The organism is Embleya sp. NBC_00888 (assembly GCF_045207655.1).
Classification (GTDB): Bacteria; Actinomycetota; Actinomycetes; order Streptomycetales; family Streptomycetaceae; genus Embleya.
The window spans coordinates 4462639-4483416 of record NZ_CP108785.1; the positions used below are offsets into that span (position 1 = coordinate 4462639).

The following is a 20778-nucleotide window of genomic DNA, read 5'->3' on the forward strand; positions in this document are numbered from 1 at the left end:
CATCCGCTGTGGCTCGGTGCGGGATTTCGGTGCTCCTCGTCGGACACGGACGGCGAAGCGATGTGCGATCGCACGGTTCGGGCGATCCCGGCGGCGGGCCACCGCCGGGGCGCATCAGATGCCGGGGCCGGCGACGTAGGTGAAGGCACCCGTGTCGACGACGGTGTCGGCCGGGTTGGTGACGGCGACGTCGGCGGGTCCCGCGGCGCCCACCGGCGAGACGGCGGATACCGTGGTGCTCGAGATGACCGAGAACGGTGCCACCGTGCCGTCGAAGGTGACCTGTTCGGTGCTCCCCAGGTTGGTGCCGGTGATGGTCACCGCCGTACCGCCGGACGTGGGGCCCTGGTCGGGGCTGACGAGGGTGATGGTGGGGGCGTCGATGTAGGTGTACGTCAGACCGTTGTTGGTCCCCCCTGCGGTGGTGACGGTGACGCCCACCGAGCCGGCCGCCGCGCCGGACGGCACGACGACGGTGATCACGCTGTCCGACACGATGGTGGGGCTCACACTGGTCACGCCGAACGAAACGCTGGTGGCGGTCGACAGTCCGGTGCCGTTGATGGTGATGGTCTCGCCGCCCAAGGTGGCTCCGGCGGTGGCGCTGAGCGAGGCCTTGAACGGTGCGCCGACGTAGAAGAACGGGATCGGGTTGCTGGTCCCGCCCGGGGTGGTGATGGTCACGCCGACCGTGCCGCTGCCGGACGGGGAAACGGCGGTGACCGTGGTGGGGGACACGTTGGTGAAACTGGTGGCCGGCTTGATTCCGAACTTCACCGCAGTGGTGCCGGTGAGGTTCGTGCCGGTTACGGTCACCAGGGTTCCGCCCCCGGTGGATCCTTGGTTCGGTGAGATGGGCACGATTTCCTCCTTGTTGACTTGCTCGATCCGGAACCGGGTTGTGAGCCGGCCCGAACGGTTGCGCCGATCCTTGGAGTCGTCTCGTGCAGCGATCGTTCAGGGCACGAGCGGATCCCGACCGGGTCGCCGGAATCGGCGACCGGATGACGCCCCGGGCAAGGGCTGGAGGAGCAAGAGACGAATCACGGTGTGTCCCGTGCCGGTGTCTTCTGGCGTGAAACGGGTCACTGGGCCGGTCGGTGCCTGGTCTTCGACACCGACCGGCCTATCCAAGGTCCCAACGGGGGTGCCCATCACCGCACTTGGCGTGGAAGCCGCTCACCTCTTGGTACAGGGGTGTCGGCGATGCGCTGAATGCCGTGTCCCCCGAGAGGATGGGCGCCCACCGGTTGGATGGCTCCAGTAACCCATACGAATGAATCCAGCCACAAGAGTTCCGGTATCCGCTCACTCTGATGGCGGAGCGCAACAGGGGCACGTCAGCGCACGATCTCGCGTTTCGCGATCCTCTTCATGCTTTCCGCGCGCTGCCCGGAGCCCCTGTCCGCCCCCGGAGGAACCGTTCGTGGCCACTCGTGCCTGGTCGTCCGCCCGGGTGTGTTCGGGAACTCCCAGTCAGCGACGGGTTTTTGGTCGCAGACAGTGGAACAGGATCCACCACGCATCGGCTGGGCAAGAGCTGTCTACTTCGGAGTCTCGATCAGCCACGGAGTGTCCGAGCAGGCGGCGGTGTGGTCGCGACGGGGTGGACGTGAGGTTCAACGGAACGGCGTGTCATGTCGCGGTCCACCAGCCCGCGTCGAGGTCGTGGGCGTGCGGGCCCGTGGACGCGGCCGCGGCCAAGGCATGGGCGGCCGCCACGCCCTCCTCGGGTTCGAGCATGCAGCCGACCACGAGGCCGAGGCCCGCCTCGGCGCAGGCGGCGATCACGTCACGGGCCGGGCCCAGGCCGCCGCACTTGAGGAGCTTGAGGTTGACCAGGTCGGCCGCCGAGGCGTCGGCGACGCGTCGGACGTCGTCGGCGGTGAAGACGCTTTCATCGGCCAACACCGGCCACGGCGACCGTGCCCGCAGATACGCGAGCCCGTCGATGTCGCCGGCGGCGACCGGCTGTTCGACCAGTTCGATGTCGATGTCCAGCGCGGCGATCCGATCCAGGGTGCGGACGGCTTCGTCACGGGTCCATGCCTGGTTGGCGTCGAGACGCAGGACGGCCGTGCGCGAGGCGCCGCCGAGCCCGGCGTGGACCGCGGCCACGCGTTCGACATCGTGTTCGGGATCGGCGAGTTTGAGCTTGAGCGTGTCGAAGCCCTCGGCGACGGCCTCCCGCGCCGCGGCGGCCATGGTGGGTGGGTCGTCGAGGCTGATCGTGAGGTCGGTGCGCACCGGCGCGGGCCGGTTGCCGAACAGCGCCGCCAAGCCCTCTAGTCCGCCGGGATCGGGGTCGATCCGTCGGGCCGCCAGGTTGTGCAGGGCGATGTCGGCGGCGGCACGCGCGGACGGCACCCCGCGCAGCGCGGCGGCGACCGCCGCCAGTCCCTCGCCGAAGGGGCGCGGACCCCGACACAGCGCGTTCGCTATCGGGCCGTGTACGGCCGCGAGTATCGCCTCCTCGGTGTCGCCGGTGATCGCCGGAGTCGCCACGGTCGTGCCCGACACCGTGTCGCCGTCCCCCGTGCGCAGAACCACTTCGACAGCCGACAACTCGCGGACGGTGCGGAGCGCGGTGCGAAACGGTCGGCGCAGCGGCCGACGCAGCACCGTGGTGGTCACCGAGCGAATCCGCGGCAGCTCGACATCGGGCAGTGGCGCGAGCGGGCGCGGCCGGTTGCGGGCCCGACGCAGCATGAGCACCTCCGGGGTCCGCCGGCGCGGGTCGGTGCGGCGGGGGCCGGCCGGGCGGAAGCCGGCCCGGTCGTACACGCCGCGAGCGCGGGTGTTGGCCTCGAAGACGTACAGCCACACGTCGCGTTCGGCCATCGCGTCGAGGGCGTGGCGCAGGAGGCGGCGGCCCAGGCCGGCGCCGGCCGCGAGGGGATGGACGTACAACGCCGCGAGGCAGCCGTCGCCCGGATGTTCGGCGGAGTCGCCGTAGCGCGCGAACCCGACCGGTCGTCCGTCGGTGTCGGTCGCCAGGACAGTGGTCAGCCGTGCGTCGTCGAGTCCTCCCGCGAGTTCCAGCGCGACCTGTGCGGGGCGCAGGGAGTCGATCACCTCGTCCGGCACGACGCCCCGGTAGCCCGAGCGCCACGCCTGGATGAACACGTCGGCCATCGCGGGCAGGTCGTCGGCGGCCGCCGGGCGCAGGGTGTGGGTCGCGGCCGGGTGGTCGGCCATGGTCACGTCACCACACGCAGCCGCCGCGGCCGTACCCCGACCGGGTCGGGCAGGACCAGCGGCCGTGCGCCGGGGGTCAGCGAGCCCAGTACCGAGCCGGTCGCGGCGCCGGTCGCGGACGCGATGGTCCCGTCGATGCCGTGCACCGACAGGTAGCCGAGCAGCGCGAACAGGTACGCCTCCTTGCCCTGCGCGGGCAACCCGAAGTCGTCGATCGGCCGTACCCGGGTCGGGGCGGCGATCTCGCCGATCCGGCGCATGAGTGTGGGGTTGCGTACACCGCCGCCTGCGGCGACCAGTTCGGTGACGCCGTGTTCCCGGCAGGCGTCGGCGACCAGGCGCGCGGTCAGTTCGGTGAGCGTCGCGAGGAGGTCGTCGGTGGTGATGGCCCGGTCGCCGACGGCGTCGCGCACGTAGTCGGCGTGGAAGAGTTCCTTGCCGGTCGACTTCGGGGGAGGCAGCCGGTAGTAGGGCTCGGCGAGGAGGCGGTCCAGGAGCGCGTGGTCCACCCGGCCTCGAGCCGCTCGGACACCGCCCGCGTCCATCCGCTCGGCTCCTGCGGTGCCGTCGGTGACCGCGGAGTCCATCAGCGCGTTCGCCGGACCGATGTCGTAGGCGATCACCCGGCCGTGCGGGTCGCGCACCGTGATGTTGGAGATGCCGCCCAGGTTCAGCGAACCGCGCGTGACGGGCCCGCTCGGATCGGACTCGTCGGCCAGGACCAGGAGTTCGTCCAGGATGGAGGCCAGGGGCGCGCCGTGTCCGCCGCGGGCGATGTCGCGGGTCCGCAGGTCGGAGACGGTCGGCAGGCCGGTGGCCTCGGCGATCCAGGCAGCGGCGCCCAGTTGGAGTGTGCCCAGCGCGCGTCCGCCGTCCACCCAGTGGAAGACGGTTTGGCCGTGGGACACCACCAACTGCGCGCCGCCGCCCGCGATCCGCTCGTTGGCGTTGGCCGCCACCGAGCCGAACAACCGGCCCAACTCGGTGTCGAGGCGGCACACCTCCTCCAGGGTGGTGGGGTGTGGCGGCAGTGCGGCGGCGAGTCGGGAGCGGAGTTCCTCGGGTACGTCCTCGCTGTGCAGTCCGCGAGGGCGACAGACGATCTCTTCGCCGTCCAGGGCGAGTTCGGCCACGGCGGCGTCGATCGCGTCGTAGGACGTTCCGGAGATCATGCCGATGACGGTGAGATCCATTCCGGTCTCCTGTCTGTATGGGTCGATGTCGTACGTCGTGTGTCGTGTCCGTCCGGTGGCCCGCGTGCCTCGTCGGTCGTGGCCGAGGCGATGCGGGGGCGCGGGCGGTGCGCGCTCGGGGGAGGGCGGGCTCAGGGCCCTTCCCGCTCGGTCAGGTGCCGGTCGGCCGCCGAGAGTACGAGTTGCCACATGGTGTCGGTCGGCCGGAACGCCGTGCGCTGCGCCGATTCGGGGGATCCGGTGGGGGCGGCGTGCAGTCTGTTGGTGACCATGGCGACGGCGGCGCCGTGTCCCGGCAGTGCCGCGACGGCGACGCCGGGGAATCCGGTGTGTCCGATCGCCCGGCCCCACGGGCCGTCCCACACGCGCAGCCCGAGTGCCTGGCCCGGGTCGGCTCCCGGAGTGGCGAAGAGTTCGGCGGTGGCCCGGCGTACCGGGCCGCGGCCGTGCAGGCTGTCGGACAGGACGGATCCGAAGCGCAGCAGGTCGGCCGCGGTGGTGAAGAGCCCGGCGTGCCCGGCGACGCCGTCGAAGGCGTGGAAGGCGTTGCCGTCGTTCACCTCGCCGACCAGGACGTGCCGGCGCCAGCCGGCGAACGCGTCCGCATCCGCGGTGACCGGGTAGGGCTCACCCGTCGTGATCATGCGCCGCTCGATCCCGTCGCCGTGGGAGGAGGCCGCCACCGGGCCGCCGGGGATCGGGGCGGCGTATCCGGTCTGGGCCAACCCGTATGGGGCGAGCACCAGTTCGCCGACGGCTCGATCCAGGCGGCCTCCGCCGACCCGGGCCACGACCCCGCCCAGAAGCATGAACCCGAGGTCCGAATAGTGCCGCGCCGCCCCCGGTCGGTGGCGCTGGGGCAACCGACCGACGAACGCCAGCGCCGCGGACGCGTCCACAGGCGCACCGGCCGCGGGTGCGGCGGACAGGTACAGCGGCCACCACTCCCACAGCCCCGCGCGGTGTTCCAGCAGATCGCGCAGCCTGATCTCCGGATCGGGGACGGGCAGGTAGCGGGCGGCCCGGTCGTCCACCGAGATCCGGCCGGTGTCGGTCAGGGTCATCAGCGCGGCGGTGGTGCCCATGACCTTGCTGACCGATCCGGCGTCGGTCCTGGTCGCCCACTCCATCGGCACGGGTGGCACACCCGCCGCGCCGGATCTGGCGTGGCCCGTGGACGCGTACGCGATCGTCCCGCCGGCCGCGACCGCGACCAGGGCGCCGGGCGGCGGCGCGCCTTCGAGGGTGTCGCCGACCAGGGCGGCGACGGCGTCGGCCAACGGGCCGACGGTGTGGCGTACCGGTCCCGGTGACGACGACGCGTCGTACGGAGGGACCGCTGACGGGGGTGGTGTGGGGAGGGTCACGAGCGCCAGGTTAATGGTTTACCTCTTGCCTGTCACTGAGGTGAAGATTTAACGTATGGCAACTCGTCGCTCGAAGGACGTCGCCATGACAGCTCGTACAGCGCCCGGTCGCGGCACCGCCCGGACCGGAACCAACCCTCCTCGAAACCCCATCGCGCGCAGACGTCGGCTCGGCACAGGCCTCGCAGCCGCGGCGGTCGCCCTGACGTTGGGCCTGGCCGCGTGTTCGCCCAGCAACGGCTCGTCGTCGGGCGGCGTCTCGGCCTTCACGGTCGCCCGCACCGGCGACATCGACAAGCTCGACCCGCAGCTCGCCACCGCGTTCCAGACCCAGCAGACCCTGGGCCTGGTCTACTCGTCGCTGGTCAAGACCGGCAACGACGGCTCGATCCAGCCGGACCTGGCGACCAAGTGGACGCTCGCGCCGGACAATCTGACCCTCACCCTCACCCTGCGCTCCGGGGTGACCTGGCAGGACGGCTCACCGTTCACGTCGGCCGACGTCAAGGCGTCGCTCGAGCGGATCCTCGACCAGGCCACCGGCGCGGTCGCGCGCTCCAACCTGACGGTGATATCCGGCGTGGACACACCGGACGCGGCCACCGTGGTGCTTCACCTGTCCAAGCCGGCCGCGGCGCTCCTGTACTCCCTCGCCACCGTCAACGCCTCGATCGTCTCGGCCAAGGACATCGCCGCCGGCACCGTCGGCAAGACCCTGCACGGCACCGGGCCCTTCGCCTGGAAGCAGTGGGACCAGGGGCAGCAGGTCGTGCTCACGTCCAACCGGACCTACTACGGCGGCGCCCCGGCGATCGGCACGCTCACCTTCCGGGTCATCCCCGACGAGGCGTCGATCCTGTCCGGCATGAAGGCGGGGGCCTTCCAGATCGGCCAGATCTCCGATCCCGCCATCGCCCAGCAGGCCGGCTCGGGCGGCGGCTTCGACCTGGTCAAGCAACCCGCCCTGTCGTACCACACGCTGATGCTCAACGGACGCCGCGGCCCACTGCAGAACCAGCAGGTGCGCCAGGCCATCGCATGCGCCGTCGACCGCGACCAAGTGCTGAAGACGGCCGCCTACGGCGACGGCAAGGTGACCGGACCGATCACCAGCCCCGCCTACCAGTACCCGCCCACCGACGGCCTGCCCTGCACGCCCGGCGACCTCGACCGGGCGAAGGAACTGCTGTCGTCCGCGGGATACGCCAAGGGGTTCACCCTCAACACCATCGTCGAGACCGGCGAATACGCCACCGCCGGCGCCGAGGCGCAGAACCTTCAGGCCCAACTGGCGAAGATCGGCGTGAACCTGCAACTGCGGCAACTGCCCACCTCGCCCTATGTACAGGCGTGGCTGGCCGCGGACTACGACGCCGCGGTCGCGCTCAACGGCGGCTCGTACGACCCCTACCTGATGTACGGGCGCTACTTCGCCACCGGCGGCAGCCTGTCCAAGCCCGGCGGCATCGAGTCGCCGAAGCTGGCCGACCTGCTCGCACAGGGCAACGCCACCAACGACGAAGTCCGACGCAAGGCCGTCTACGGCGACCTCCAGAAGGAACTCACGGCCCAGGCCCCCTGGGTGTGGATGTTCCGGTCCGACGACTACTACCTGGTCAAGTCCGGCGTCAACGGCTTCGCCCCGCGCCCGGACGAACTGCTGACCTCACTGGCCACCGTCAAGTGACACCGCGGCGACCGGCTCGCGACCGCCCACCATCACGCGAGCCGGACGCCACCCGGCCGGCCCCCACCCCGGCCGGAACATCGGTCGACAGGACCACCACGAGCAGGAGAGGAGCCCGCCGCGATGCTGACCTGGCGATGGTTCGCCGCGCGGATGAGCGGAGCCGTCATCACACTGCTGGGGGTGACAATCGTCGTCTTCGTGGTGCTGCGCACCATCCCCGGCGACGCCGTCACGGCATCCCTGGGCACCGAGTCCGGCACCCTCACCCCCGCCCAACGCGCCTCCCTGAACCACTACTACGGCATCGACAAGTCCTGGTTCGAACAGCTGTGGACATGGATTTCCGGCGCCCTGCACGGTGATCTGGGCATCTCGTTGACCAGCGGAAAATCGGTGACAGACCTCCTGGGCACGGCGCTCCCGGTCACCGTGGAAGTGGCCGCGTTGGCAGCCCTGATGGGCACCGCGGCGGGCGTGCTGCTCGGTGTCCTCGCCGGCGCTCGGGCGGGCAAGACCGCCGACACCGCGACCCAGGGCGTCGCGCTGTTCGGACTGGCGGTACCCGAGTTCGTGGTCGGCACCGCCGTCGTCACCATCCTCGCCGAGGCGTTCGACTACTTCCCCAACACCGGGACGTTCGTCTCGCTGACCTCCTCCCTCTCCGAGAACATGAGCCAGGTCCTGTATCCGTCGCTCGTGCTCGCCATCCCCTTCGCCGCGAACGTCATGCGCACGACCCGATCGGAGTACGTCGAGATGGCCGAGGCCGACTACGTGCGCACCGCGCGCGGCAAGGGCCTGCACCCCGGACGGATCCGCCGCGCGCACATCCTGCGCAACGCGACGATCCCCATCGTGACCCTGACCGGCATCCAGTTCGGCTACCTGCTCGGCGGGACCGTCATCGTCGAACAGATCTTCGCGCTGCCGGGCATGGGACGACTGCTGCTCACCTCGATCACCAACCGGGACTACCCGGTGGTGCAGGGCACGGTGCTGGTGATCGCGGTGCTGTTCGTCCTGGTGAACCTCCTCGTCGACCTGCTCTATCGGGCCATCGACCCCAGGACGCGTGCGGTATGAGCATCCAACCCGTCGTCACCGAGCCCGAGCCCGTAGTCGTCCCGGCAGCCGCGACCACCCGATCCCGACTGCCCGCCCGGATCTGGCAAGACCGCAACGGACGCGTCGGTCTGGTCCTCACCGGTCTCCTGGTCCTGGTCGCCTTGCTGGGCGCGGCCGGCGTGCTGCCCCACGACCCGATCGCACAACACCCGGACGACCGGCTCCAAGGCCCGTCCGGCACCTACTGGTTCGGCACCGACCAATTCGGCCGCGACATCGCCGCACGGGTCGCCGTCGGCATCTGGACCTCGCTGCGGGTGGCCGCGGTCTCCGTCGCCATCGCCGTCGTGATCGGTTCGATCCTGGGGATCTGCGCCGGATTCTTCCGCGGCTGGACCGATCAACTGATCAGCCGCTTCATCGACATCCTGTTCGCGTTCCCGGCCATCCTGCTGGCACTCGCCGTGGTGACGGCGCTCGGCAGCGGCTGGCAGAACACCGCGATCGCCATCGCGGTCGTCTACACGCCGATCTTCGCCCGGGTCTCCCGCGGACCCACACTCTCCGTGGGCGCCGCGGAGTACATCAAGGCACAGCGTGTCCTCGGCACCCCGCTGCCGCGCATCATGCTGCGACACGTCCTGCCCAACGTGAGCGCACCCATCGTCGTCCAGGTGACCCTGGCGCTGTCCTGGGCCATCCTCACCGAGTCGTCCCTGTCGTTCCTCGGCCTGGGCACCCAGCCACCCGCGGCAAGCCTGGGCCTGATGGTCTCGGACGCCCGCTCCACCGTCGCCAACGCCTGGTGGACGCTCACCTTCCCGGCGCTCGCGATCGTCGTGGCCGTCATCGCCCTCAACCTGCTCGGCGACGGGCTGCGCAGCGCACTGGACCCCCGACGGGACGGCAGGTCATGAACGAGCCCCGTACGCGAGACCGCGACGAGCGGCACGGGAGCGACAAACGCACGCACGACGACCGGCGGCAGGAACGGCAGGACCACGACCGACCCGACACCGGCCCCCTCCTGACCGTCCGGGGCCTGCGCACCACGGTCCGCAGCGCCGGTCGCCCCCTGGAGATCCTCCGCGGCGTCGACCTCGACGTCGACCGAGGCGAGACCGTCGCCGTCGTGGGGGAGTCCGGCTCCGGAAAGTCCTTCACCGCACTCAGCGTGGCCGGCCTCCTGCCCTCCGGCGCGGAGATCACCGGCGGGCAGGTACTGCTCGACGGCCGCGACCTGGTCCACCTGAGCGAGGACGAACGCCGAACAGTGCGCGGCGCCGAGATCGGCATGATCTACCAGGACCCGATGACCTCGCTCAACCCGGTGATGCGCATCGGCACACAGGTCACCGAAGGGCTGCGCGCCCACGGATGGTCCAAGCAGGACGCCTTCCGGCGCGCCCTCGAAGTGCTCGGCGAAGTCGGACTGCCGTCACCGCGCTCGCTGATGCGGCTCTACCCCCACCAACTCTCCGGAGGCATGCGCCAGCGCGTGCTCATCGCCTGCGCCATCGCACCGCGACCCAAGGTGCTGATCGCGGACGAGCCCACCACCGCACTCGACGTCACCATCCAGCAGCAGATCCTCGCCTTGGTCGCCCGGCTCCGCGACGAGTACGGGCTCGCCGTCGTCTGGATCACGCACGACCTGGGCGTCGTCGCCCGCATCGCCGACCGCGTCGCCGTCATGTACGCCGGCCGTATCGCCGAACTCGCCCCCACACGGCCACTGTTCGCCGACCCCCAACACCCCTACACCGACGGTCTCCTGCGTTCCCTCCCCACCCCCGCGCACCCGCACCGGGCACCACTGCCACAAATCGGCGGCACACCGATCTCCCTGTCCGAACTGCCCATGGGCTGCCCGTTCGCGGCACGCTGCCCACACCGACGCGATCGCTGCGCCGAGGAGGAACCCCCCTTGCTGCACCGCTCCGGCTCCAGTGCGGCCTGCTGGGTGCCGCCGCAGGACTGGAACACACACAGGTCGGAGGTGACCTCGCATGCCTGAACCACGCAACGCCACCGGTGCCGGTGCCGCACTGGACACGGCCACCCCCATCGCCGACGCCGCGTCGGCGCGGGAGACGGCGATCGAGGTGCGCAACGTGGTCAAGCACTACCGCGCTCCCGGCCGCGGCACCGTCCACGCACTCGACGACGTGAGTGTGCACGTCGAGCGCGGACAAGTGCTCGGCATCGTCGGCGAGAGCGGCTGCGGCAAGTCGACGCTGGCCCGCCTGCTCACCCGCCTGGAACGCCCCGACGCCGGCAGCGTCGAGGTGCTGGGCGCCCGCATCGACCGGGCCCGCCGCGGCGCCCTGCGCGAACTGCGCCGCACGATCCAACTCGTGTTCCAGGACCCGTACGCCTCCCTCGACCCTCGACAGCGGGTCGGCGCGGCCCTCGCGGAAGCCCTCTCCGTGCACGGACTCCCCTCGGGCGACGGACCGGTCCGCGAACTCCTGACGTCGGTGGGCCTGCCGGCGACCGCGGCGGAGCGCTACCCGCACCAGCTCTCCGGCGGACAGCGCCAACGCCTGGGCATCGCAAGGGCGCTGGCCGTCCGACCACAGGTCCTGGTCCTCGACGAACCGGTCTCCGCGCTCGACGTCTCGGTCCGCGCCGAGATCGTCAACCTGCTCGCCCGGCTCCGCGAAGAACTCGGACTCACCTACGTCTTCATCACCCACGACCTCGGCATGGTGCGCCACCTCGCCGACGAGATCGCGGTGATGTACCTCGGAAAGATCGTCGAGATCGGCCCCTGGGACGCCGTATCGGACCAACCCCTGCACCCGTACACCCGCGCCCTCCAGGCAGCCGTCCCGATCCCCGACCCCACCCTGGACACACCGGTGCCCGAAGGGACCGTCGTCGGCGAGGTACCGGACGCGGCGAACCCCCCGACGGGCTGTCGCTTCCATCCGCGCTGCCCACTGGCCGAAGACCTCTGCCGCACCACCGAACCCGAACTCCTGCCGATACCCACGCCCGGAGCGCCCACCGACGCACACCGCCTCGCCTGCCACGTCGTGCGGCGCAGGCTCACCGGCGCCGCCGCAGGCACAATCTCGGGAGACACCCCGAACTTCGGCAAGAAAGCGGGAGAATGACCGTGGCCCACATCGAGAACGCGCCGCCCGGACAAGCCCCGGGCACGCCGACCGGCCGTCGCGACCTCGTCGCGCGCCTGCGCGGACTCACACCGTCCCTGGTGCCCTCGCAGCGACGCGTGGCGACCTGCATCCTGCGCGACCCGGCCTCGGTCGCGGCGCAGACCATCAGCGAACTCGCCCGGGCCGCACAGACGTCGGAGACCACGGTGCTGCGCCTGTGCCACGAACTCGGCCTGAAGGGATACCGAGACCTGCGCGTGGCGCTGGCCACCGAGTCCGGCCGCGAGCAGGAACGCGCGGACGGCAACCGGGAGATCGGCAGCGACATCGGCCGCGACGACGACCTCGACGCGATCATCGCCACCATCACCTACACCGACCGGCAGGCGATCGCCGACACCGCGCGGATTCTCGACCGCGGCGCCATGGCGGAGGCGGTACGGCTGACCGCGGGAGCACGCCGCGTCGACATCGTCGGCGTCGGCGCGAGCGCCGTGGTCGCGCTCGATCTGCAGCAGAAACTGCACCGCATCGGCCTCATCGCCTACGCCTGGCACGACACACACGCGGCACTCACCGCGGCCGCGCTGCTCGGTCCCTCGGATGTGGTGATCGGCGTGTCCCACTCGGGCGCGACGCTCGACACCATCGACGCGATCCGTGAGGCCGGCGCGCGCGGCGCCCGGACCATCGCCCTGACCAGCGCCCCCAACTCCCCGCTCGCCGGGGCAGCCGACGTGCTGCTGACCACAGCCGATCGAGAGACGACCTTCCGCTCCGGCGCGACGGCCTCACGGATCGCCGCCCTGAGCGTCGTCGACGTGCTGTTCGTGGCCGTCGCACAACGCCGCTACGACCAGTCCATCGCCGCGCTCGACATCACACGCAAGGCGGTCGCGAGCCGCCGCGTGGGCATCGGCAACGGCCGGCAGGAGGAGGACCGCACGTGAAGCAGACCGGAGTCCGCGTGACCTCACCCACCGAGGAGATCAACCAGCGCACCGGCAACCTCGACACGGTGTCCACGATCGAACTCGTACGCCTGCTCAACGAGGAGGACCTGCGTGTCCCCGGCACCGTCGCCGAACTGCTGCCGGAACTGGCCGCGCTCGTCGACGTCGCCGTCGACCGCGTCGAAGCCGGGGGACGCGTGCACTACTTCGGCGCGGGCACATCCGGACGCCTCGGCATACTCGACGCCGCCGAACTCATGCCGACCTTCGGCGTCGGCCAGGAGGTCGTGATCGCCCACCAGGCAGGCGGGCCGGCCGCGTTCGTCACCGCCGTCGAAGACGCCGAGGACGTCGAAGAGCCCACCGACACGCACGACGTCCGCCCGGGGGACGTCGTCATCGGCCTCGCGGCGTCGGGCCGCACCCCCTACGTGGGCGCGGCCCTCGCGACGGCACGCGCACTGGGCGCGCCCACGGCCCTGGTGACCTCGAACCCCGACGCGCCGCTCGCGGCGCTGGCCGACCACCTGCTCGTCGCGGACACCGGCCCCGAGGCACTCACCGGCTCCACCCGGCTCAAGGCCGGCAGCGCACAAAAGCTCATCCTGAATACGTTCTCGACCGCTCTGATGGTCCGTCTCGGGCACACCTACGGAAACCTCATGGTCGACCTCCAGGCCACGAACGCCAAGCTCCGGGGCCGTTCGTTGGAGATCGTGGCCCAGGCCACCGGCGCCGGACCCGCCGACGCCGCAGCGGCCCTCGACGAATGCGGCGACATCAAGACGGCCGTCGTGTACCTGCTCGCCCGCGAGGCGGACCACCCGGCCCCGACCGCGGCCCGGTGCCGCATCGCGTTGGCCGACTCCGGAGGTCGCGTCCGCCAAGCGCTGACCTCGCTGGGGATCTCCCGGAACTGACGACGGGTCGGGTCCCGATGGCCGCGGTCGCGCGAAACCTCGCGGCGGCCACCGGAGACCACCCGTTCGAGCGGGATCGGCGGGTGTGGCTCGGGTGCCCGGGGCGGTCCACATTCACTCGTGGGCGGCCGATTCCGCGTCGTCCTGTCCGGTGGGGACGATCACGAGCGGGCAGCGGACATGGTGGATCAGTCCCTGGCTGACCGAGCCCAGCAGCAGGCCCGTGAAGCCGCCTCGGCCGCGGGTGCCGACCACCAGACACAGGGCGTGCTCGGCGGCGTCGCGCAATGCCTTGACCGGATGCCCGACGGTGACCTCGCGACGGACCGGCACGGCCGGGTACTTCTCGGTCCAACCGGCAAGGGTCTCGGCGAGGCGGAGCCTGCCCTCCTGCATCTCCTCCTCCATGCGCAGCCCGGCCAACAGTCCGCCGGGCGGTTGGCGGACGTTGACGGCCACGACCGTGGCGCCGCGGCGGGCGGCCTCGTCGAAGGCGTACGCCACGGCCGGCTCGGAGCGTTGTGCTCCGTCCACCGCGACCACGATGGTCGGGGGCTCGCTGCTCGTGTGCTCGGGCTCGCGGACGACGACGACCGGGCACTTCGCGTGCGCGGTGATCGGGACGGCGATGCCGCCGGTGGTCAGCAGTTCCGTCGTGGTGGACAGTCGGCGCGAGCCGAGCACGATCATCGCCGCATCCCGGGCGTGCTCGCGCAACGCGGCCACGGGTGCTCCGTCGGCCAGGACCGTCACCGTGATCAGTCCGGGGTGTCGGGTCGCGACGAAGTCGCGGGCCGCGTCGAGCGCGCGCAGGCCGGCGTCGCGGAACCGTCCGTCCCAGGTCTGCCGGTGCGGGTTGGTCCAGGGGTCGCGGTCGGCGCCGACCGGCCAGTCGAGCGCGTGCACCAGGCGCACCCACAGACCTCGGCGGGCCGCCTCGTCGGCCGCCCACAGCACGGCGAGTCGGCCCGCGTCGGTGTGTTCCACTCCCACCACGATCGGCGCTGTTCCCTCGTGCGTGGTCACGGTCGACTCCTTCTCCCGAGGCCGATCGGCTGTCGGCCCTGTGACACGAACACTGCTCGTGCCGGTGGGACGCGGACAGGGCCGTTCGACCCGGGCCGTGGGAACCGGTCGGCCCTGCCTCGCGCGCGGGATCGGCGTGAGGCTGGCGGTGAGCGGCGCGGACGCGCCCCGGCGGAAGGGATCGGGTCCATGAACGAGATCGGCACACCGCGCGAGGTCTGGGTACTGGCCGTCGACGGCGAGACGGTCCTGCTGCGGCCTCCGGGACCCGAGGACCGGGGCGGGGTGCTCGCGATGCATCGCGCGATGTCGGCGGAGAATCTGTACCTGCGGTTCTTCGGCACCTCGCAGACGTCGGTACGGGAGACCGCCGAGCGGGTGAGTACGCCCGGCCGGGCCGGGTGCGGTGCGCTGATCGCGTTGACCCACGACGGGAGCGAGGTCATCGGGGTCGTCGAATACGACGGCGACGCCGACTCGGGCGAGGCGGAGCTCGCCCTGGCGGTGGCCGATGCCTGGCACGGCAGGGGGGTGGGCACCCTGCTGATCGAGCACGTGGTCACGATGGCCCGCGCCGACAAGGTCCGTACGCTGGTCGCGGACACGTTGCCGTGGAATCGTCCGATGCTCCGGGTGCTGGAGGACATGGGATTGCCGGTGCGCAACCGACTCGTGGCCGGGGTGATGAGTTGCGTGATCCCGTTGGACGGCGACATCGCCTCGACGGAGCGCTATCTGACCGCGATGGCGCGGCGCGAGGCCCTGGCGGACGTGGCCAGTCTGGTGCCGCTGTTCGCACCTCGGTCGGTGGTGATCGCGGGCGCCGGGCATCGGCCGGACTCGGTCGGCCGGGCGCTGCTGCGCAACGTGAAGGGGGCGCACTACACCGGGTCTCTGGCCGTGCTGCACCCCACCGCGACCGAGGTGGACGGGGTGCCGGCGTTCCCGACGCCGGACCTGCTTCCCGAGGTGCCCGATCTGGTGGTGGTGGCCGTTCCGGCGGACCGGGTTCCCGATCTGGTCGAGGACTGCGGGCGCGTCGGTGTGCGGGCCCTGGTGGTGGTGACCTCGGGGGGTACGTCGGAGCAGGCCGCGCGGGTGCATGCCTCCGTGCGCCGGCACGGGATGCGGATGGTCGGCCCGAACTGTCTGGGGATCGCGCAGACCGACCCCGCCACCGCACTCAACGCGACGTTCGGGTGGGTGGTCCCCGCCTCCGGCAGTGCGGGGGTGGCGGTGCAGTCCGGTGGGGTGGGGATTGCGTTGACCGAGCAGTTGAACCGGCTGGGGATCGGAGTGTCCACGTTCGCGTCGCTCGGTGACAAGTACGACGTCAGCGGCAACGACATGTTGCAGTGGTGGCAGGCCGAGGCCCGGACCACGATGGCGATTCTGCATCTGGAGTCCTTCGGCAACCCGCGCAAGTTCTCCCGGATCGCGAGCGCCGTCGGCCGTATCAAGCCGGTGCTCACCGTGGACGCGGGTCGCTCGGCGGCCGGGCGTCGCGCCGCGGGCTCGCACACCGCCGCGGCGGTGACTCCGACCGTGGCGCGCGGGGCGCTGTTCCGTCAAGCCGGGGTGACGGCGGTACAGACCCTGGGCGATCTGGTCGCGATCGCGGCCCTGCTGCATGCCCAACCGCTGCCCGACGGAGCATCGGTGGCGGTGATCGGCAACGCGGGCGGCGCCGGAGTGCTCGCAGCCGATGCCTGCGTGGACGCCGGCCTGGCGGTGCCGCGTTTCGGTCCCGACCTCGAAGCCGAACTCCGCGCCTTGCTACCCGCCGGCGCCGCGTGCGCGAACCCGGTGGACACCACCGCCACCGTCGACGGCGAGACGCTGCGCCGGTGCGTGGACCGGGTGTTGGCGGCCGGTCACGTCGACGCCGTGGTCCTGGCCCTGGCGCCGACGGCCCTCGGCGACCCGCTCGGCGACATCCTCGAGGGTCCCGCCGTTCGGGAGCGGCCCGTCCTGGTGATCGCCCCCGAACGTGCCGCCGCGGTGGAGCTGTTGCCCGCCGTGGGCGGCGCGGTGCCGGTGTACGGGGACGCGCGCACCGCAGCGGTCGCGCTCGCGCACGCCTACCAACGCGCGATGTGGTTGACCCGCCCCCGCGGCACGGTGCCGGCCCTGGCCGACGTCGATCGCACCGCGGCCCGCTCGCTCGCCGCCGACTTCCTGCTGCGCGAGCCCGACGGCGGATGGCTGCCACCCGGCGAATGCGCGCGCGTGTTGGGCGCGTACGGCATCGAGGTGAGCCCGTGGCGGCAGGCGTTCGACGTCGAGGAGGCGGTGGCGGTGGCGCGTGAACTCGCCCCGCTGGGCGTCGACGGAGCGGTCGTGCTCAAGGCGTACGGCCCGCACATCGTGCACAAGAGCGATGTGGGCGGCGTGCGATTGCGCCTGGTCGGCGACGACGCGGTACGTGAGGCGTTCACCGACCTCGCCCACCGGATCGGGGCGTTGATGGAGAGCGTGGTCGTCCAGCCGATGGCCGCCTCGGGGGTCGAGCTGATCGCCGGGGTGACCCAGGACGAGGTCCTGGGTCCGTTGGTGGTGTTCGGGCTGGGCGGGGTCGCCACCGACGTCCTCGCCGACCACGGTGCGCGGTTGACCCCGCTGACCGACCTGGACGCGCACTCGCTCCTGGCCGCCTCACGAGGGGCGCCGTTGCTGTACGGCCATCGAGGTGGGCCGGCCGCCGACACCGCCGGGATCGAGGACGTCCTGCACCGGCTGTCCAGGCTCGCGGACGATGTGCCGCAGCTCGCGGAGGCCGACTTGAACCCCCTGGTCGCCCGCCCCGACGGCGTCACCGTCGTCGACGCCCGAATCCGGTTGGCGCCGCGACACGGACAGGATCCATACCTGCGGCGACTGCGCTGACCCTGGGCTCGCGGCGGATGCCCACGCCTGACCGCGGGGGAGCCGGATACTCCGCGCGCCCGAGCGGTGCCTCTTCAAGCACCTGTCCACCGGTGGGGGTCAGGCCCCGGACGCGCCGCCGGGGCGGCTTTCGCCGGCCCCGGCACGGGCGAGGCGGGCGGCCCGGCCTCGGTCTGCGGGCGAGCGGAGGCGGTCGATCCGGAGGACACCGGGGTCTCCCGGCCGAGGCGCCGTGGTCGGCGGCGTCCCGGCCGGGAAGCCGTGGTGCGAGGGCGGGTCAGGAGACTTGGGTAGCGGCGTCCCGGACGGCCTTGTCGATGTCCTTCGAGCTCACGTCGAGTTCCTTGGCCACCTTCTTCTCCGCCTTCAGCTCCGCCTTGGCCAACGCGTGCTGAAGCGTGCTCTCGCCGACGACGACCAGGGCGGCCTCGCCCTCGTCGATGAGCTCGCCGAACTCCTTCACGTCCGCACGGGACATGCCGCGCCACAGGTGGCCGCCCACCCCGCCCACGGCCGCCCCCACGGCCGCGGTGCCGATGATCGCCGGCGGGAACAGGATGCCGACGAGCGCGCCGACCGCCGCGCCGCCCCATGCGCCGTGTCGCGTGGACGTCTCGTCCTTGTTGACGTGCACCTTGCCCGCGTCGTCCTTGGTGACCACCGAAGCGTCGTAGCCGCCGACCGCGCCCAGCGCGTGCAGGTCCTTCACGACGTCGTAGTCGGCACGGGCCGCCGCCTGGTCCGGGTAGGTCCCGATGTAGATGAACACCGAGTCGGGCTTCGCCATTTCGTTGATCCCTTCCGAGGGCGCCGCATCCGGGAGGACGCGGCGATGACCGAGAACGCGCAGCGGTGCACGGGCACGGGCGACGCCCGTGCCCGCAAGCCATGCGATCTTGTCCGGCGGTTCCAGCATGGGCCCCACCCGCCGGCTCGGCATCCCGCACGGCGGGCGGACGGCACGAGGAGTCGAGCGGCGGGGGACGGCCGGCCGCCCGCGGACGCGCCGGGTCCAAGGGGAAGGCGGTGGGCGGGGTCGGGGTCTGCCGAGACACGAAAGGACACCACCTTCGGCGCACCCGGATTCGTCCGTGCGTGCGTAGGTCCACCGAGGTCCAGGCGGGTGCGGTGCCTGGGGCCGAGTGGGCGAGCCATCGCCTGATCGGCTCGGGTGGCTCGCCACGTACGGGATCGGCCGATTCGGTGGGGTGTCCGGTCGGTGGTGCGGGGATGGGTTCCACGGGCCGCGAAGGCGGTGTCCGCATGGCTTCGGCCCCGTCGGGATGGGATCGGATCAGGGAGGCCCATGCACGCAAGACCCGGCCGGGCCCGTCACATGGACGATGCCCGGCCGGGTCGCGTGGCGATCTCAGAGGAGCCAACGGTGGTCCCGGACGATCGGCAGGCGGGCCCACAGGGCACCCAGGCCGAGCCGGCTGCCGACGGCGACCGCGGCGAGGGCGATCAGGGAGATGGCGTAGATGACGTGGTAGTCGGTGAAGGGGTTGGTGGAGGAGCTGGGCTTGCCGCTGTCGAGGTGCTTCGCGGGCGGCCATTCGGCGATCCACATCAGCGCCATCATGGCGGTACCGGCGACAGCCGCCAGGCGCAGACCGATGCCCAGGACCAGTGCGACGCCGACGCCGAGCAGGCCGAGCATGAACAGCCAGTCGGCCCAGGGCTCGCCGGCCCAGCCGCGCAGGGTGCCGGCCATCGGGCCGACGTCCACGTGGGAGAGGAAACCTTTGGTGGGGGAGCCGCCGTCGATCCAACCCTTGCCGCTCGCGGTGGCGTAGCCGAGGCCGAACGTCTTGTCCAAGAACGCCCACAGGAACACGAAGCCCAGCAGGACCCGCAGTCCCGCCACGGCGACATCGGCGGTGCCGGTGGCGGCGATCGCGGGCGAGCCGGCCGCGACGTCGGGCGTGGTCTCGCCGCCCGTGCGGCGGGATGCCGCACGGGAGCGGTGCGGCAGGTGCAGGCGCGGGGACAGCCGGTGATCGTGTGAGGTTGCCATGTCGATTCCCTCCCTGGTGGTGCCGGGCCCGGTGCCCGGCGCTCGGCCACGAACGTGCTTTCCTGGGCCTTGACTTCAATGTCCCGCGTGCCCGGTGCCCGCCCCAGGGCCGACCGGCCCGACCTGTCGGGTCCAACAGCCGGTTGCCCGTGGGGCGTTGCGGGCGAGTCGCGCAGGCGCACACCGAAAGCGGGCGGTCGCCCGCGACGAATCGGGGGCGACCGCCCGCGGCCGGCATTCCTCGTCACACGCTTCACGGCGGTGCCCGCGGACACGCGCCGCGACCCCGGCCGACGAGCGCCCGAAGCGCACCGCACATCGATGCCATGCCCTCCGCTCGCGCGGGACCGGAACGGCGGGGTCAGCCCACGGGCACGAGGAGGACGGGTGCGTGCGCGTGGTGCAGGACCGTGTGGCTGACCCGACCCAGGCGGGTCCCGAATCGGGCGGTGCGTCGGTGGGCGGCCAGGACCACCAGGTCGGCCTCGCGGGATGCCTGAACCAGCGCGTGACCCGCGCCTTCGCGTACGAGCCGCGCCTGGGACTCGATCTCGGGGTGCTTGGCCCGAGGGGCGGCCAACCACGTGTCCACGGCGTCGCGCCGCAGCGCGCTCGCCGCGGCCAGGGACTCCAGCGCGGGTGCGGGCAGCCCGATCGGCACGGGCGCGACCGGTGGGAGCGCGTTCAGCGCGCACACCCTCAGGTTCCGCAACTGGGCCTCCTCGTAGGCGGCTTCCACGGCGGGGCGGCAGTCCGCGCCGTCGACGCCGACCACGACCAACCCCTGAGTGAGGTCGTCCGCCGTGCGGGAGACGTCGCGCACCACGAGCAACGGGCACGGCGTGTAGGCGGCCACCGACAGACTGACCGAGCCCAGCAACAGGCCGGCCATGCGTCCGTGCCCGCGGCTGCCGACCACCACGAGCGAAGCGTGTTCGGCGGAGGCGAGCAACACCTCGTGCGCGGCGCCACGGCGGACCCGCGCGATCGTCCATACCTGCGGGTGCAGCGCCTGTGCGTGCGCGACGGCCGCCTCGGTCGCCTCCTCCGCCTCCCGGCGGACCTGCCTGACGTAGGTGTCCAGTTGGCCGTCCTGCGGTAGCGTCCAGGCGCTGACGATCTCCAACGGCAGACCGCGGTTCGCCGCCTCCAGGGCGGCCTGGGTGACGGCGGACAGCGCGGCGGGTGAACCGTCCACGCCGACGACCACGTGTCCGGCGGGAGGGTGCGGGGTGACAGACATGGACTTGTCCCTTCTCGACGGCAACACCCCGGCAGGGCCTGCCTGTTGAGTCCATGTCAGCGCATTTCGAAGGGCGCCGTAGGGGCCGTTCGGCA

General features: G+C 71.9%; 16 protein-coding genes. 8 read left to right on the forward strand and 8 right to left on the reverse strand.

Going from position 1 to position 20778, the window contains the following annotated elements; translation table 11 throughout:
• Nucleotides 1-114: 114 nt before the first annotated feature.
• From OG948_RS53780 to OG948_RS53795, 4 genes are all read right to left on the reverse strand, one after another.
• On the reverse strand, nt 115-861 hold the full coding sequence (locus OG948_RS53780) for an IPT/TIG domain-containing protein (protein WP_331772387.1): 747 nt from the start codon (nt 859-861) through the stop codon (nt 115-117).
• Between the two features lie 774 nt (nt 862-1635).
• A complete protein-coding gene (locus OG948_RS53785; RefSeq protein WP_331772388.1) occupies nt 1636-3198 on the reverse strand; it encodes a GNAT family N-acetyltransferase in 1563 nt (520 codons plus the stop codon).
• A 2-nt stretch (nt 3199-3200) separates the two neighbouring features.
• A complete protein-coding gene (locus OG948_RS53790) occupies nt 3201-4391 on the reverse strand; it encodes an anhydro-N-acetylmuramic acid kinase (protein WP_331772389.1) in 1191 nt (396 codons plus the stop codon).
• Nucleotides 4392-4522: 131 nt separating this feature from the next.
• Nucleotides 4523-5671, reverse strand: a complete 1149-nt coding sequence (locus tag OG948_RS53795) for a serine hydrolase domain-containing protein (protein WP_331772390.1) — start codon at nt 5669-5671, stop codon at nt 4523-4525.
• 172 nt (nt 5672-5843) lie between these two features.
• Between OG948_RS53795 and OG948_RS53800 the strand changes: the two genes are divergently transcribed.
• From OG948_RS53800 to OG948_RS53830, 7 genes are all read left to right on the forward strand, one after another.
• Complete coding sequence (locus tag OG948_RS53800) at nt 5844-7445, forward strand: ABC transporter substrate-binding protein (protein WP_331772391.1); 1602 nt, start codon at nt 5844-5846, stop codon at nt 7443-7445.
• 123 nt (nt 7446-7568) lie between these two features.
• On the forward strand, nt 7569-8531 hold the full coding sequence (locus OG948_RS53805; RefSeq protein ID WP_331772392.1) for an ABC transporter permease: 963 nt from the start codon (nt 7569-7571) through the stop codon (nt 8529-8531).
• A complete protein-coding gene (locus OG948_RS53810; protein WP_331772393.1) occupies nt 8528-9430 on the forward strand; it encodes an ABC transporter permease in 903 nt (300 codons plus the stop codon). The genes OG948_RS53805 and OG948_RS53810 overlap by 4 nt, the downstream gene beginning before the upstream one ends.
• The gene (locus OG948_RS53815; RefSeq protein ID WP_331772394.1) at nt 9427-10530 is read left to right on the forward strand and encodes an ABC transporter ATP-binding protein; all 1104 of its coding nucleotides are present in this window, start codon (nt 9427-9429) and stop codon (nt 10528-10530) included. Before OG948_RS53810 ends, OG948_RS53815 begins: the two co-directional genes overlap by 4 nt.
• On the forward strand, nt 10523-11635 hold the full coding sequence (locus tag OG948_RS53820; RefSeq protein ID WP_331772395.1) for an ABC transporter ATP-binding protein: 1113 nt from the start codon (nt 10523-10525) through the stop codon (nt 11633-11635). Before OG948_RS53815 ends, OG948_RS53820 begins: the two co-directional genes overlap by 8 nt.
• A complete protein-coding gene (locus OG948_RS53825; protein ID WP_331772396.1) occupies nt 11632-12588 on the forward strand; it encodes a MurR/RpiR family transcriptional regulator in 957 nt (318 codons plus the stop codon). Before OG948_RS53820 ends, OG948_RS53825 begins: the two co-directional genes overlap by 4 nt.
• Nucleotides 12585-13511 carry an N-acetylmuramic acid 6-phosphate etherase gene (locus OG948_RS53830; RefSeq protein ID WP_331772397.1) on the forward strand — a complete coding sequence of 309 codons (927 nt, stop codon included), beginning with the start codon at nt 12585-12587 and terminating at the stop codon, nt 13509-13511. Before OG948_RS53825 ends, OG948_RS53830 begins: the two co-directional genes overlap by 4 nt.
• 114 nt (nt 13512-13625) lie before the next feature.
• Here the strand turns inward: OG948_RS53830 and OG948_RS53835 are convergent, their stop codons facing one another.
• Nucleotides 13626-14537, reverse strand: a complete 912-nt coding sequence (locus tag OG948_RS53835) for a universal stress protein (protein WP_331772398.1) — start codon at nt 14535-14537, stop codon at nt 13626-13628.
• 189 nt (nt 14538-14726) lie between these two features.
• On the opposite strand from OG948_RS53835, the gene OG948_RS53840 reads away from it, so the two are divergent.
• A complete protein-coding gene (locus tag OG948_RS53840) occupies nt 14727-17423 on the forward strand; it encodes a bifunctional GNAT family N-acetyltransferase/acetate--CoA ligase family protein (protein ID WP_331772399.1) in 2697 nt (898 codons plus the stop codon).
• Nucleotides 17424-17700: 277 nt separating this feature from the next.
• On the opposite strand, the gene OG948_RS53845 is transcribed toward OG948_RS53840, so the two are convergent.
• From OG948_RS53845 to OG948_RS53855, 3 genes are all read right to left on the reverse strand, one after another.
• Complete coding sequence (locus OG948_RS53845; protein ID WP_331772400.1) at nt 17701-18210, reverse strand: DUF1269 domain-containing protein; 510 nt, start codon at nt 18208-18210, stop codon at nt 17701-17703.
• 582 nt (nt 18211-18792) lie between these two features.
• On the reverse strand, nt 18793-19440 hold the full coding sequence (locus OG948_RS53850) for a hypothetical protein (RefSeq protein WP_331772401.1): 648 nt from the start codon (nt 19438-19440) through the stop codon (nt 18793-18795).
• A gap of 361 nt (nt 19441-19801) precedes the next feature.
• Nucleotides 19802-20683, reverse strand: a complete 882-nt coding sequence (locus OG948_RS53855; protein ID WP_331772402.1) for a universal stress protein — start codon at nt 20681-20683, stop codon at nt 19802-19804.
• Nucleotides 20684-20778 lie beyond the last annotated feature (95 nt).